A 15,990-nucleotide genomic window follows, 5' to 3' on the forward strand; every position below is an offset into this window, starting at 1 on the left:
GGGATCCATTGATGAAGAAAACAATGATTATCATTTGCTTATTAGTCTTCTCTGCCGTAACCAGCGGCTGTTGGAATCTCAAGGAGCCCAACCAACTAGCAATTGTTATCGGCGGAGGGCTCGACTTGAGCCAGGATGGCCAGCTCGAAGTAAGCTCCCAGATTGCAGTTCCAGCTGCGTTGAGCAGTCAGAATAGTGGTGCCAGTAAAAAAAGAAGCTTCGTGGTTATCAACGCCACCGGGAAAAATTTTATGGATGCGGGTCAGAATCTGCAGATGCAGCTCTCTCGCACCCTATTTTATGCCCATCGCCAAACGATTCTAGTCGGACAGAGAATAGCGGAACAAGGTGTAGCGGGACAGGGATTTCTTAAATATCTGGATATGATCGTACGCAACCCGAAATCGGAGATAAGATCCGTGATTTGGATCGTGAAAGGCGGAACGGCAAAGGATATCCTTGCAACTGAGCCTACCTTCGATGCTTTGATTAGTACGACTCTGTATAGTGTTCAAATGGCACTCGGGATGAAGCCTTATTACTATAGGGAATTTTTGTGTGAATCGTTATCGAAAGGAGGCGCCGTCTTGCTTCCAGCCATTAGTACTAACTCTTCCAAAAAGAAATTCATTTACTCAGGGGCAGCGATACTGGATAAAGAGCATGCACTCCATTTAATCGGTTTCTTGAACCCTGAGGAATCCTATTATGCAAACTGGATTAAGGGCACACAAAGAACTCTTACAGTGACAACTTCTGATAGTCATAAGGATGGCAGCATCAGCTTAAGGGTTAAGTCACTTCAGAGGCACATTCGGGTGGACAAGGACGCAACAGGTATGCATATCCATATCCAATTACAAGGAACCGGAAACATTGTGGAAAACAATTCTTCACTTGATCCTTCACAGGCTCAGGATCTCAGAACCATTCAAAAGAAGCTGAGCCAAGAAGCTGAGCAAGAGGTCGTCAAGCTGATTCAGAAAGCTCAGAAGCAATACAAGGTAGATATTCTCGGGCTCGGTGTGTTTGTGCATCAGAAGTATCCTCATGAATGGAAATCTTTACAGAAGAATTGGAACGATACTTTCAGCAAAATGCCGATAACGGCGGAGGTTCACCTTCGGTACACAGATCCGGGACAAACGAACTCTTCGATGTGAGATTCAGCAGGTACATAGGAAAGGACCGAGGATATGAAATTGACGGGGTGGCAAATATTCTGGATCGTTGGTACTGCTGAAGTGGTGATGGCTGTTTGGCTGCGTATATCGCCTACTGTGGAAATAGCCAATCAAGATGCTTGGATTTCCATGCTCTTGTCATGTGTCTTAGGCGGGGCTATCACCTATCTGGTAGTCAAAGTAGGGATGCAGCATCCCGGCCAGAGCCTAACCCAATTTAGTCAAGAGCTGCTGGGAACTTGGCTTGGCAGAATAATCACCATCCCCTATTATACAGCGTGGTTTATTCTGTCTGGGGATGTGCTTCGTTCTTTTGCAGACTTCATTCATCTTGTCCTGCTGGATCAGACGCCAGTATGGGTGCTGATGGTGATGATTTTGGGGGCAGCCGTTTATTTAACAGGTACCAGCGGGATTACGGGAATCGGACGCTTTTGCGAAATAGCAGGACCTGTGACAATCATCACGCTGCTGGTCAGCTTCCTGCTTAATATATCTAATGCGAAATGGAGGAATTTGCTGCCGGTCATGGGCGATACGAGTCTGAAAGAAATACTGAGTGCCTCCTTCGCCCCATCTTCATTTCTTGGTGAATCGTTTATGCTGCTGGTTCTACTGTCGTTTGTCTCCAATTCCAAGCACATCCTAAAGAAGTCCATGGCAAGCGTCTGGTTAACCGGAATCATGCTCATTATAGCAACGCTTATGGTGCTGATGGTGTTTGGCACGGCGGTTGCACAGGAGCTCAGATTCCCCTATTTTATGCTGGTTCGTTCAATCAACATTTTAAATTTCATTCAGAACCTGGATATACTCGTCATATTTATTTGGATATTTGGCGTGTTCGCGAAAATCTCCTTGTATTTGTTCATGACAAGTTATGAAATGGGGCAGTGGTTTCGGATCAAGAATTGGAAACGCATGATGTGGTTCAGTGCTCCAGTCATCTTTATCATTGCGCTCAGCATCCCCAATGAAGCAACGATTATCCTACTGCAGAAATTGTGGGAAACCATCGTTATTCCCGTTTGCGCGGTAGCCATTCCATTATGCCTGTGGATCGTAACTTCCACGAAAAGAAAGCTGGTAAAGACAGATAATCGGTAGATTTAATCGCCCAAGCACAAAAAGAAAATCGCAAGCGACCTCTCGTCGCTTGCGATCCTCACTCATTCTTCTTACTGAATTGGCGCCAGATGAGCCCCGTCGATGATGGAATAGGTGGAGCTGCCAGGTGTCTTCCAGCCGACCGCAAGATGATCCCCGCCGCCCTCTTCTTTATGCAGCACTTCGACGTAGTAACGCTGACCAGCTGTCAGTGTGATCTGACCAGACTGCTGGCCAGAATTTTGCGTCCAGCTCAGCTCGTTCACCCAGTCGACGACTTCCCCGATTTGAGTCTTATTCGCTGGATTGTCGTTCGTGCTGAGGTATAACACGCTGTTGTTGTCACCAGCGATCGAGAATTGGTACGTACCCGTTACTGTAGGGACGATATAGCCACGGATGCGAGTGCCGTAATTGTCGCCCCAGTTCGTAGGTGCTTGGAAGCTAGTAAGCGAGCTCGTGCCCGTTGGAGCTGTGCTAGTTGGGATGCTGGCAATTGTGCTGCCCGTGATATTCGTCCAGTATTCACGCGTAATGGAGCCGGTAGTTGTTGTACCGCCCGACGCGTTCGTCGTCACGTTCAGCGCGGAGCTGGCAGCTGAAACATTGCCTGCAGCGTCCTTCGCTTTCACGGTGAAGCTGTACGCCGTACTTGTCGACAGTCCTGTTACGTTGAACGACGTCGTACTGGTTGTTGTGCCTGCAAGCGTTGTGCCGTTATACACCTCATATCCGGTTACGCCTACATTGTCCGTCGAGGCCGTCCATGACAGGCTGACGCTGGATGATGTTTTGGATGGCGAAGAAAGTCCCGTAGGAGCAGTAGGAGCCTGTGTATCACCAACTGATGCATTCGTCGTTACATTAAGCGCGGTGCTAGCCGCCGAAACATTACCTGCTGCATCCTTCGCTTTCACGGTGAAGCTGTATGCTGTGCTTGGAGACAGACCCGTTACATTTAACGAAGTCGTGCTGGTTGTTGAACCTGCAAGCGTAGAGCCGTTATATACCTCATAGCCTGTTACGCCAACATTGTCCGTCGAAGCACTCCATGACACATTGACGCTGGTTGATGTTTTTGATGGCGATATAAGACCTGTTGGAGCCGTAGGAGCCTGCGTATCACCGCCTCCACCACCAACCGCCATGTTTACATCACATGATTTATATTGACCCGGTGCCGGATCACCAAAAGTGTTGTTGCTGCACATTACCCCGTTCGTATAAGTGCCGTAATGGTAGCTGCCTGCTGCACCGTAACGTACGTCCTTCGTGCCGGTGAAGCTGCATAGATTGTTCTCGCCTGCACAAGGCACCCATACCGGTGTCGGAATCGAGCTAGTCGTTACGCTGATTGCGCTGCTCTGCGCAGATGTGTTGCCGGAGGCATCCTTCGCTCTCACCTTGAAGCTGTAAGCCGTATTCGAGGTTAAGCCGCTCACTGTAAACGAAGTTGTTGTCGAGCCTACCGTTGAACCGGCCAATACACCATCTTTGTAAACGTCATAACCGGCAATGCCGATATTGTCCGTTGAAGCCGTCCACGTCAATGTAACTGTCGTATCAGTTTTCGATGGGGACGTCAAATTCGTTGGTGTTGTTGGCGCCGTCGTATCTGGTGGTCCTGCGTTTACCGTAATCGTCTGTTCCTTCACGCTGGCACGACCGCCATTATCCCATACGCCGAGAATAACTTGGTACGTTCCAGGCTTCTGGTACGTATACGTTGGGCTGGCAGTTGTGACTGGCAGACCTTCGCCTAAATCCCATAAATTCTCGACGATTGTGCCGTTATCGGTCGATGTGTTCGTGAAGGTCACGGATTGACCGAGCTGTACAGTCAGAGGAGCTGTGAAGTTCGCGACCGGTTTCGGATCACTGAAGCCTCTGCTTGTAAGCTGCGTATTCGTACCATTACCGCTGACGGTATTGTTGCTCCACTCCAGATTCGACGCGGAGGATGGATATTGGTCAATAGATGGCCCGCCATTATTCGTAATCGTATTGTTAATGAAGCTAAGGCGATCCGTTCCGCCAGCAGTCGTAATTTCAATTGCTTTGCGGCCGTTGTTCGTAATTGTGTTGCTGTCGAACGTAATATTTTGCGTATTGCCATGAATACGGATTGCGTTGCCGTCATACCCCTGATAAGCTGCAGCCGGATTACCGGACGCACCGTCTTTGAACGTGTTTTTATAGAAATACTGGAACTGCTCTGTCTGCCCCGTTCCTTCACCCTGCAGCTGCATCCCCCACATGACCATGTTCTGTACCGTGTTATAGTTCCAGAGCTGGTATCCCGTACCCGGTGATTGCTGCATGCCAACCTGCTGGCCGCCGTCGACAAGGTTGCCGGATGTGACGCCGTGATCGACCATGACTTCGAGACCCATATTGCCCACTGTTGTGCTCGATCCTACATAGTTATTGCGGACCGCGATATAGGCGGAGCGCACCGTGCTGATCCAGTGGTCGACCGTATTGTTCTCGACTAGGGAATAATCGACATTGGTATGTAGCTCGATGCCGAGACCTTCCATCTGCTGGCCGGTGCCAGTGATCGTATTACCACGAACGATGGCATAAGGGCTGTCGTCGTTGACGAAGATACCGCCGCGGCCTGTGTCTGCGACGTAGTTATTTTCGATCAGGGAATGATCCGAGCCCCAGCCTACGCGTACGCCGCCGCCCCAGTCTGAATTGACGCCGATGTTCGTGACCACATTGTCTTTGATTGTCAAATTGTCTGTGTTGACCCCATACAACGCGAATGGACCAAAGCCCGAGGACATACCAAAATCTTTTACCTTGAGATTCAATATTTTGTTGCCGCTGCCATTCTCCGACACAACCGCAGATTGAGGTACCCCGCTGTTGTTTGCGTCCAGAGTCATCGAAGACACTTCAGCGCCGGACAAGTTGTAGAGTGAGAAGAACGTATTAGCGGTCGAAGAAGAGTATTCGATAATCGTGTTATCACGGCTTTGGCCTGTAATTTTGACGCCTGACTTTCCGCTCACCGCACTGCCCAAGTAATACGTGCCGTTCGGGATAAATACCGTGTCGCCGCTGGACGCTGCATTGACAGCTGCTTGGAAGGCCGCACTGTCGTCGCCGGTGTCAGTGCCGTTAGCACCATAAGCCGTAACGTCTAAAGATGCCGCGTAAGCAGTCGTCGCCGGTATGAGGGGAAGCAGCAAGGCCGCCGAGCATAAGAGACTTACAATTTTTTTGTTCGGCTTAGATGTCTTTAATGACTTCGCTTGTTTCATGAGTTCACTCTCGCTTTCTACATAAGAATAATGACATGCAGACATTTACGGCTAACCCGTAAAGAGCTTCCTCTCTGATGCTTGGCATTATGGTTCATTACTCACCTCCCTTCATTCAATAAAATGGATCCAAGGAGCCGTCCGTAATGGTACGGCCTCCTTGACTTGCTCCATCCGTCTTTTAGATAACTTTCACCGCGTCTCTATTCACCAATGTCGAATACGATGTGGGCATCTCCCCAATCCGCATGATCCCAATCGGTGCCGTTGCTGCCATCTGTAACGACCAGCTTAAGAACCTGCGCACTACTGATATCCAGATTGATCGATGCTGTCTCCGAATCTGCGGTCAAGACGCCGCTGTTGTAAGCAAGTAAGCCATCAAGCCATACCTCAAAGGATACTGCTCCGTTGCCATACGTCTCGTCGTCCACGCCTACCTTAGCGAGGAAACGGCTGTACGCTCCACCTACCGTGTAGACGATTTCCGAAGCGGCATGCGTACCAAGCCCTTTAGGGTATTCGACGCCATTTAGTGTAATTGGCCTGCCGTCAGAGGATTTGTCTCGCATGATGCTGCCCCAGCCCGCGGTTCCGCTGTCCCAGTTATAATCGCTCAAATACACATCGCCAAGAGGCGCGGCTTGAACGGCCGTAGCCAAATCACTTACTTCGGAAGTGTTACCTGCAGCGTCCTTAGCCTTGACTGTGAACGTATTCCATGTTCCGGGCATCAAGCCTGTTGCCTCATAGGTTAAACCCGTTGTCGTCCCGATCAGATTATCGCCTCGATAGACCTCATATCCCGTAACCGCCTTATTATCAGTAGACGCCATCCAGCTCAGGCTGACGCTTGTTAAGCCGCTTGTAGCAGCGGTCAGACCAGCCGGCTTGCTTGGAGGCTCTGCATCGGGTGCCTCGGTCGCGACCGCCAGCGCTGCACTTGGAGGAGATATGTTGCCCGCAGCATCTTTGGCACGGAGCGTAATGCTGTATGTTGTCAAAGGGGAAAGCCCGTTTACGAGATAGGTCAATTCTCCCGGAGCAGTAGATCCAGCAAGCGTCCCATCCACATACACGTCGTAGCTGACGACCCCAATGTTGTCCGCTGCCGAATTCCAACTCAGAGCAATCGTCTCATCGGTTTGCAATGGCGAGACGAGACCACTTGGAACAGACGGTGCTTGTGTATCCGGCTTACCTGGACGCACGAGCACGATACGTTCCTTAAGGCTAGCGCGACCTTCGTTATCCCAGACGACCAATGTCACTCGATATGAGCCAAGCCGGTCGTATACGTAGGTAGGCTGTTTGCTTGCACTCGGAAGTCCAGCACCAAAGTCCCACAGCTGATGCGATATGGAGCCGTTGTCTTTCGATTTGTTCACAAATGTAACCGGTTCACCGACACGTACGAGAGTTGGTGTTTCGAAATCCGCCGTCGGCTTTGGATTGGTAAAGCCGCGCGATACCGGCTGCTCGTTACTGCCGTTGCGGAGTACGATATTCCCTTTCCATTCCAGGTGTCCAGCCGCAGATGGATATGGATCAACAGCGACGCCTTTGTTGCCCGTAACAATATTATTAATGAAGCTAAGCCGGTCGACGCCCGCTGCTCCTGTGAATTCTATGCCTTTACGCCCATTGCCCGAGATAATATTGCTGTCGAACGTCAGGTTTTGCGAGCTGCCATGAATCCGTACACCGTTCCCGTCATAACCCGGATACGCAGCGGCAGGGTTACCCTCCTGTGTATTAATGAAGCTGTTCTTGTAGAAATATTGGAACTGTTCGATTTCCCCTGTACCTTCGCCCTGCAGCTGCATTCCCCACATGACCATATTTTTGACGACGTTATAGCCCCAAAGCTGATGACCGGTACCCGGAGATTGTTGTATGCCTACTTGCTGGCCTCCGTCTACGATATTGTCAGTTGTTACAGCGTTGTCTGCCATTACCTCAAGGCCGATACTGCCTACCCTGCCGTCTGTTGGTTTCACGACGTTACGGCGAACCGCCACAGTGTCGGAACGAACTGCGCTGATCCAGAAATCAACTACATTGTCCTCAATGATGGAGTTATCCACGTTCGTATGCAGCTCAATAGACAAGCCGTGCTCCTTCAATCCTGAGCCAGTTATTTTGTTGGAACGAATGACAGCACCTGGACTGTCGTCGTTGACAAGAATGCCGCCACGACCTGTATCCGCGATGACGTTGTTCTCCACCAGTACATCCGACGAACCCCAGCCTGCTCGAACGCCTGCGCCCCAAATGGAAGCGGTTCCAATATTAGTGATCTTATTATTCGTAATGCTAACATGAGTCGAACCTACAACGTACAAGGCATGCGGGCCAAAGCCTTCCGTCGCAATAAAGTTCTGAACTTTAAGATTGTTCATCTTGTTTTTGCTTCCGCCTTCGGACACGACAGCCGACATTGCAATCTGGCTCTGCTCTGCATCCAACGTCAAGTCTGATACCGAAGCGTTCGTTACATTATGCAGGTAGAACATGTATGTATCTGCTTCTGAGGTGAACTGAATGATCGTCTTATCTCGTTTCTCGCCTCTAATGGAAACGTCCGACTTTCCCATCACCGTGCCTGACAACTGATACGTACCCTTCGGAATAAGAACGGTATCGCCAGCTGAAGCCGCATCCACAGCCGCTTGAATTGCTGCCCTATCGTCCAGACCATCCTGGCCGTTTGCGCCGTAATCTGCTGCTGAGATCATGTTTCCTCCAGCTGGCGCCGCTGCTGTTGCTGCTGCCGGCAACGGGAATGCTGAGGTCAACAGAACCAGCGACAAGAACAATCCGGTCACCGTCCGTTTGGATTTCATCACTGTTATCTCTCCTTCGTGCTTGGAATGGGAGCGGAGTCAGTCATTCCGTCTCCGCTCTACCATCGTGCACGAAGCCACGGATCATGGAAACTGTTCAATTCTCGAATAACAGCACAACGATGGTGTGATTCGAGTTAATTACTGTATTAATCGTTTTGTATATACTGTACAAAAAACGAAAAGCCCGCAGGTTTACCCTGCGGACTAACGTCTCGTGAACCAAATCACGTAAAATATTCGATTTTCGCTTCTGGAAAATGATCATTGATCTGTTTGTATAAAAATTGTTTAAGTGCGGCAGCCTGATCATCAGGATATACGTATTTGCCTTGACCCCAACGACCCCACTTGTACTTGCGGTTCTCTTCGTCCATTTCCAGCTTGGATTTTGGATACCGTTGCTGAATAATGTTTTTAGCCGTTTTCGTAAACCGGTGCTGAATTAATTCGAAAGTTAAATCGGATCTTGCTTCAGGTGGAAGTGCTTTTCTTAATTGACTTATAAGCTCGGCATAACCATCTTCCCAGCCTTCATGCCAAATAATAGGGGCAATAATAAATCCAAGTGGATAACCAGCGTGAGCAACCTTACCGGCTGCGGTAATTCGTTCGTAAAAGTTCGAAGTTCCTGGTTCGAAATGCTTAATGACATAGTCCGCATTGACACTGAAACGAAAACGAGTGTGCTTGTTATGCTTCGCATCAAGCAGCGGCTCAACATGGTGATATTTCGTAACAAAACGAAGGCGGCCAAGCGGCTGCTGTCCCATAAATTCGATATATTCCTTCAGCGAACCAGAGATATGCTCGAGACCTACTGGATCAGAAGTACACGCTGCTTCGAATCGGGTAATCTCCGGGGCGCGTTCCTGGATATACTTTTCAGCTTGCTCTAGAATATCTCCAGTATTAACGTAGACACGGATATAAGGCTTTGCTCCAAGAGTAGTCTGAAGATAACAATAATGGCAATGGCCCATACATCCTGTAGCTATTGGAATGGCATATTCAGCAGAAGGCTTGGACTGGTCGAATTTCAAGGTTTTCCGGATGCCAACGACAAGAGTTCTTTTGGCTATCCTATACTTCTCAAGATCACTCTCTCCCGGTAAATTGGTTATTCGGTTATGAGAGGTTGTCATACGTATCGGAAGTCCTTGCTCTACAGCCCATTCATGTATTCTTTGGCCTTTCGGATAGTTTAGTGCATCCGGTTCAAAATATACGAGTTCCGGAACAAATACCTTGGTATCACGTGCTGGTGGAGTTAACACTAACCCTGATGAATTTGACAAAGCGAATCCCCCTCAAAGATCACTTTACATTCATCTTTAGGGTGGACTAATCATTCATTTTCATTCAAAAAGAAGTACCACAACTGCCTGTGTCAAATCTTTGTAGCTTGCAGCGAGAACGTGAGAGGAATATCGTTGGTTGAGTCTTTCCATCGCCATTGTCCGTCCTTCCCCTGTTCCATAAATGGGTAACGTCGGTTGCTTCCATGAGAGAACTCATGAAGATAGTCGAGCCGCAGGCCAGCAGCAATTAAAGCATTGAGGATATCGCTGAAGCTGTAGCTCCAGACATATTCGACGCTCTGTTGATTGGTCGCAGGATCAGAATATGGCAAGAAGCCCTCAATTCGAAGTGGTTGCTCCGTGTGAAAGTAAGGGTAGCGTGTTTGCAAATCCGTCACATCGGAAGAATCATCAAAGACATTTAGAAACGGATGCTCATCCTGAAGGTAAAAAATACCACCTGGTTTGAGAAAATGTGCGATGATCTTCGCCCACTGACCAAGATCGGAGAGCCAAAACAAGACACCTCCTGACGTATAGATGATATCGAATTTTTCGTCCATTACTTCGGGTAGTTTGTAGATGTCCGTGCAGAGAAACCGAGCGTCTAGTCCTGTTTCTTGACTCAATTGATTAGCGATTACAATCGCATCTTCCGAAAAATCCACCCCGGTAACGTGTGCACCAAGTCGAGCCCAGGAGAGTGTATCCAGACCAAAATGACATTGGAGGTGCAGCAACGACTTGCCTGCTACATTGCGTAACTCCTCGAGTTCAATTGGCGTAAGGTTGGATTTGCCTGCCTTGAATCCTTCTATGTCATATCTGGCTGCATTGACAGCGGTGCGGGCATTCCAATGCATACGGTTGCTTTCTGTATAATCAGTCATAGATGAACCTCTCCTCTCTTATATTCATGTGGAACTAGATGTATCAAGGATATACGGATAACTCGTTCCAGTATGCCTGTATATGGCTAAGATAGTTGAAGATCAAGTAAGTTTTCAATAATCCAATTAAAAAGAACAGGCAAATGAGGAGGATAAGTCCTCCTCATTTGCCTGTTCTTACTTATAGTTATTTACTGCTCATCACTGGAAAAGGCTGTTGTCATCAGCTTCAAATGGCAAGGTCCCCTGGAGCCATCCGGGCATGTTGTGCCGGTAGTTGTGTTTCCTAGCACTGTAGCGGAATACGACAGTATTACAGGTATAGGAACCCCGTAGTAATCCTTGTACACTTGATTAAATTCGCCCTGCCCGGTCGATACTTGCGCTGACCGCATATCAAGCCCATCCATATTGGCGCCGGTACAGTCTGCTCCACGCAAATCCGCTTCGTAGAAGCTGGCATCAGGGTTAGGCGGCTGTGTAGCGGGAATCAATTGCGCTTGCTTGAAGCTTGCTCCGACCAATATAGCATTGCTAAAATCACTTCCAGCTAGTTGCGCGTTATCGAATTCAGCTTGAATCAATATGGCTTTATTGAATTTGGCAAGATTCATCGTTGCACTCTTTGCGCTTGCAATTCCATCCGGATCCAGAGCAGCATACGTCATAAACAGCGAGCCCGAGAAGTCTACCCCATCGCAGAAAGAACCAGTCAGATTCGTGTTGATGAGGAACGCATCATCTACGACTGCCGCTTCATGCTTAACTGGGTCTCCTGGAGACGAGGCATTCTCAGAAATCAGGTAGGCACTGTCCAAATTAGCCATCGATAGATTAGCGCCAGTTAATTTGGCCCCTTTCAGCCGTGCATGGGTGAGCTGTGCCTTCTCCAAGTTGGCATTCTGAAGCTGAATCTCATACATCCGGCTTCCATTGAAAGAAGCGCTGTGCAGATCTTTTTTGCTGAAATCTAATCCATCCGGCAGCAGCGCATAGTTTGCATTCAAATCGGCCAAGGTTTCGGGGATATCTGTGATGTTGGCTTCGGAAAGATCCAGATAAGACCAGTCGCTGCCGAGAAGCTTATACGGTACAACTGCTTGGACGAATGAGGTGCGATCCTTCTCAGATCTGGTGAAATCAGGCGGATACTGGAAAGATACTTGCGATAGATCACAATGGTCAAACCGAGTATTATGCATAATCGCGCCGTCCAGCTTTGTGTTCATAAGGGATGCACCGGTTAAGTCTGCGCCTGTCAAGTCCGCTCCGTTCAAGTTTGCTCCGTCCAATATCGCGCCGCTCAGGTTCGCGTACGTCAGATTAGACTTGGACAAATCTACTCCCCTCAAATTGGCTTTGATCAGCATGGCATGGGAGAGCTGGGATGGTGAAGGTAATATCTTCGTTAAATCCGTTCCACTGAAATCGGCATACGAGAAATTGGCACCATTCAAGCATAGACCATCAAATTTAGCTTGCTGCAGATTGGCAGAGACGAACTGTGCGTTATGAAAGGATTTTACCTTGGTGAAGTCTGCCCCTGTAAAGATGGCATTCGTAAGATCTGCATTATCCAGGTTCAGTCCAGATAAATCTGCACCGGACAAATCCAAATCTCGTGCAGAGTTCGTAATGATCAAAATAGGTAAGAGACTTCCCCCTACCTTGAATAGAGAACCTTCTTCCTTCAATACTAAAGTGCCATCCCCAAAGCCAAAGTTGACAGGGTACCAGCCGCCATTGACGGATTGCAAATATTTCCCGGCATTTGGTCCCGCTGTGGATTGTAAGGATACCTGTCCATGGCCTCGATTGATAAGCTTAAACTTTTGTTCATCCCCGATATGGTCGGACGTAAAATTGTGATCGATATTATTCCACAGCATCATCGTGTCACTGTAGTGGCTGTTCCAATACCAGTTCGCGAAAGGGTCCTGAATGGCAACCAGGCTGCCGCCTAAGTTATAAATGTTAAATTCACTAGTCGTTCCACCTCCACCTATACCAACGATAGCAAATCCACCTGCATAGTAATATTCTTCATAAAAGGATTCTACATATCCAAGCGTGTCTGTGTTGAATGTCCACTTTGTAATAGGATTCATTGGATCCCATCCTTTCTTGGCGTGCTTGGCGTCCATTCGCTGACCGAGGGCTCCGTACGGCCTGTTGGAGAGCTGATTTGTTGGAAGTTCAAGGTATACAGATTCCGCCAGAGGTCAACGGCCATTGACGCAGCGACCAATCCTCTCTGTGTAACTAAATGGCTGCCGGCAGGCGTGTAAATATCCAGATAGTACTGATCAGCCTCATAACCGTTGCCATATTGGCTTAGTACATAGATGTGGCCTTGAATTTCTACGCTCATAGCGAGATACTTCACATCCTGAGCAGCATCGTGGTTCACCAAGCTGATCCAATACGGATACGCGGGATCGGCAAAAGCGGCTACTGGATGACCACCACGGCTGAAAGCTTGAATTCGCTGGTTACCTTTCTCTAATACATACACGGTCTGATTTGGAGCTACCGCCACCAGCTCTGGCTGAAGCAAAAGTCCCTCCCTCGTACCTGGCCCAAGCGTGATCATCGCCCATGGTGCTTGGTCGTCCGATTGTCCGCTGGAAGGTAACTGAAGAACCTGCATGACGGGATACGCGGGATTGACGGCTACAACATATCCATTGGAATGATAGGCCATGGATGCGGGGAGCAGATTGAATCGTCCCCAGCTTTCTCCTACCGAAAGGTCGAATTCTCGATCCGGACTGTTCTGCGGGACCGAAGGATCATTGATTGGTTTGATCCGTCTCAGGTGATAACCGTGCTCTGAGTCACCTGTTGGATCCAGATAAAAATATTCGGCAGCTCCTGTTTCCGCTCCCAACTGAGGATAAGCAAGCAACGGAGCTTTATTGAAGCCTTGCGGCGTATTCATTACCCCTGCATTAGGATTCGGACCATATGCAATGTTCTTGAAAGCATACAGCTGCAGATTATCCCCGTTGTCACCATCGACAGGCGGAATATTCATCCCGGATGCTTGCCAAGCATAGCCTAGCAGCCCCATATTAGAATTCAGCGTCAATCCCGCTAGATTCTCCAGCACATGTCCGCTCCCCCCTGTTCCGAGGTTTTCAGCTGTTTCTGATGGAGGCGCAGCAGTCTGCTGCCACGAATATTGGCCATCCTGCTGGACCAGCAGCTGGTTATGCATGTAGGTCGTCTGTTCATTCAACGGATACAGCATCTGCTTTACGTTCACGGAGACGACCAATTGGTCTTTGTCTGGTGTAAGCAGATTATCTAGTAAGTCAGATTTTCCTCCGCCAACAAGCCATCCTTCCTTGGAATATACAGCAGCCAGGAAAGTTACTTTCCCGCCGACTGGGACGTTCTTTAGCTCGAATGATATACTTGCTGCCTTCGGATCTGGAATAACACCTCTGTATGTACGGGTTGTATTGTCGCTATATTGCGCTGTGACGATATAATAGGCTGCGGTAGCTGCGAATTCCGGCTGCTGCCCGTCATCTGCTTCGGCAATGAGAGATATCGATGCATCCATTGTAACGGTTAGTTCAAAATCGACCACACGGGGAGAAGCGATAACCTCGCCAACGGTTTGAGCCAATTGAGCGACAGTTCCCTCCAGTGCCAACGCCTTTAGTCCCCAACCTACGACAGGAATCGCTTCTTCGAGCTCCTCGGTAGACAATATCGCAGCTAGCTCTGCTGCAAATTCTGAACCAGTGAGAATCGTGGAGACAATCCTGTCCGCAAGCGAGGTAATCATGTTTTTCACATCGTTGCCTGTATTACTTGAGTCGTTGATGATATCCTTGACGACCGTATAGATGGAATAGACGGTTGGAGCGATAAATTTCACTTTTTTGAAGAGCGTATCGAACATCTTGCTGCTCTCAGTACCTACCGTCATGATCAGGGAGACGGTTGGGATGACCAATTCCATCAGTGAAGTTGCCCCGATTCCAATCCACGCCGCGCTCGGATCCGCATCGGAATGTGAATTGCCGTTGCCTAGACTTCCGATGGATAAACGGAGCTTGCCGATAGGGTCAGCGGAAGGCAATTGGAACGAGAACAACGAAGAAGATTCCGTTACAGGTATACCAAGGAAGGTTCCCTCCGGGCTGACGTTGCCGATGAACTTGAGCGACTTGGTACCAAGAAGAAGCTGCTCCGCCTCACCAAGTGCATCCATCCATTCCTTTACTTCGAGAAGATTTTCTCCCCTCAGCAGAGCAAGCAAAGCATCGCTATTCATCTCAATGGGAGTAATACCATCCCCCTTATAGAATGTCGCGTAGACTGACATATGCCGGATGAACGAATTAGTCACCTTCAGATCAAGCTCGAACGAATTGGACAGCTTCTCAACCGCTACTGAAATGCCGTATTGCGGTCCGCCATCCTTCAAATTGTAGTGATATCCGCTCTGACTTGCAGCTAAGGCTGATGGATTTTCCTGATTTTCCGTAATGTGGCTGATTCCTGCCTGTACATTCCAGCGGATCCCACGCAAGCTAGGATCACTATAAATCTTGCTCTTGATGCTAGCTGAAGCACCTGCGGATAGATTCAACAAGTACGGGTGAAGCTCATAGGTGTAGAACGGCTTTCCTGCCTTGTCCATAACGGGCTGGCCCTTATCGTCCGTTATGATCGTTGCTGTATTCCAGGTGTCCTTCAACTGCTCGAGCATCATGACCATTTGGCGAAGCTCGTCGGAATCATCCATATGATTTAACACGGTGTCTGTGTGGTCAGGCGTTAGGACCGTTATGCTTGGATTAAGAAATAGGATGGCTTTGACTGTATCGGCCGCAGAGAATACTTTCCCGATAGTAGATGTAGAGATGGCTGCTGCCTTCAGCGTGGGGATACCTTGATTGTCTGGTAGACCGTAGACGCGAATGAATTGAACCTTGGAAGTGTCGTGGGGGACGGAGACAACATAATGAGTGGGAGGCAGGACTTCGGACTCGTACTCAAAACCATTGGCGCTTAATGAATCGAAATTATGTCTTACAAGTGGATACGATACGCCTCCTGCTCTTAGAATGAGTGGTTCATTTTGTCCCGTGTCACCCAGAAATCGGAGATCATAATGTACATTAAGATTTCTGACTGTCGGTTGGCTAATTAACATAAATTACCCCTTTCAAATCAAATTTTTTGGTAACATTATCCAGATACCAACATGCATAGTATAGTCAATGCCATGAATATATGAAATAAGTCTCTAGACCTACCAAAATAACCTCCATTTTCCGTTAAGTTTCTTTCCTTTCGAGCCCTTAATTAATGTCAGGTTGTCTCTATTTTGCAGCCTCTAGGCAGCAGAACAATCCAATCTATTAATC

The 15,990-nt window shown here is 48.5% G+C and carries 8 protein-coding genes; 2 read left to right on the forward strand and 6 right to left on the reverse strand.

The window, feature by feature from the left end:
- Window positions 1–11 precede the first annotated feature (11 nt).
- Window positions 12–1,163, forward strand: coding sequence for a Ger(x)C family spore germination protein (locus tag AC0YNT_RS15450; protein ID WP_475805412.1), 1,152 nt, complete (start codon window positions 12–14; stop codon window positions 1,161–1,163).
- Between the two features lie 33 nt (window positions 1,164–1,196).
- Window positions 1,197–2,291 (forward strand): GerAB/ArcD/ProY family transporter, encoded by a 1,095-nt coding sequence (locus AC0YNT_RS15455; protein WP_475805413.1) that lies wholly within the window; start codon window positions 1,197–1,199, stop codon window positions 2,289–2,291.
- 71 nt (window positions 2,292–2,362) lie between these two features.
- Here AC0YNT_RS15455 and AC0YNT_RS15460 read toward each other — a convergent pair whose 3' ends face one another.
- From AC0YNT_RS15460 to AC0YNT_RS15485, 6 genes are all read right to left on the reverse strand, one after another.
- Window positions 2,363–5,563, reverse strand: coding sequence for a fibronectin type III domain-containing protein (locus tag AC0YNT_RS15460; RefSeq protein WP_475805414.1), 3,201 nt, complete (start codon window positions 5,561–5,563; stop codon window positions 2,363–2,365).
- Between the two features lie 203 nt (window positions 5,564–5,766).
- Complete coding sequence (locus AC0YNT_RS15465) at window positions 5,767–8,409, reverse strand: NPCBM/NEW2 domain-containing protein (protein WP_475805716.1); 2,643 nt, start codon at window positions 8,407–8,409, stop codon at window positions 5,767–5,769.
- A gap of 227 nt (window positions 8,410–8,636) precedes the next feature.
- Window positions 8,637–9,707 carry a spore photoproduct lyase gene (splB, locus tag AC0YNT_RS15470; RefSeq protein ID WP_475805415.1) on the reverse strand — a complete coding sequence of 357 codons (1,071 nt, stop codon included), beginning with the start codon at window positions 9,705–9,707 and terminating at the stop codon, window positions 8,637–8,639.
- A 92-nt stretch (window positions 9,708–9,799) separates the two neighbouring features.
- Window positions 9,800–10,600, reverse strand: coding sequence for a methyltransferase domain-containing protein (locus AC0YNT_RS15475; RefSeq protein WP_475805416.1), 801 nt, complete (start codon window positions 10,598–10,600; stop codon window positions 9,800–9,802).
- A 191-nt stretch (window positions 10,601–10,791) separates the two neighbouring features.
- Complete coding sequence (locus AC0YNT_RS15480) at window positions 10,792–12,708, reverse strand: pentapeptide repeat-containing protein (protein ID WP_475805417.1); 1,917 nt, start codon at window positions 12,706–12,708, stop codon at window positions 10,792–10,794.
- Window positions 12,705–15,776, reverse strand: coding sequence for an NHL repeat-containing protein (locus AC0YNT_RS15485; RefSeq protein ID WP_475805418.1), 3,072 nt, complete (start codon window positions 15,774–15,776; stop codon window positions 12,705–12,707). Before AC0YNT_RS15485 ends, AC0YNT_RS15480 begins: the two co-directional genes overlap by 4 nt.
- Window positions 15,777–15,990 lie beyond the last annotated feature (214 nt).

This window comes from Paenibacillus sp. J22R56 (assembly GCF_056269375.1).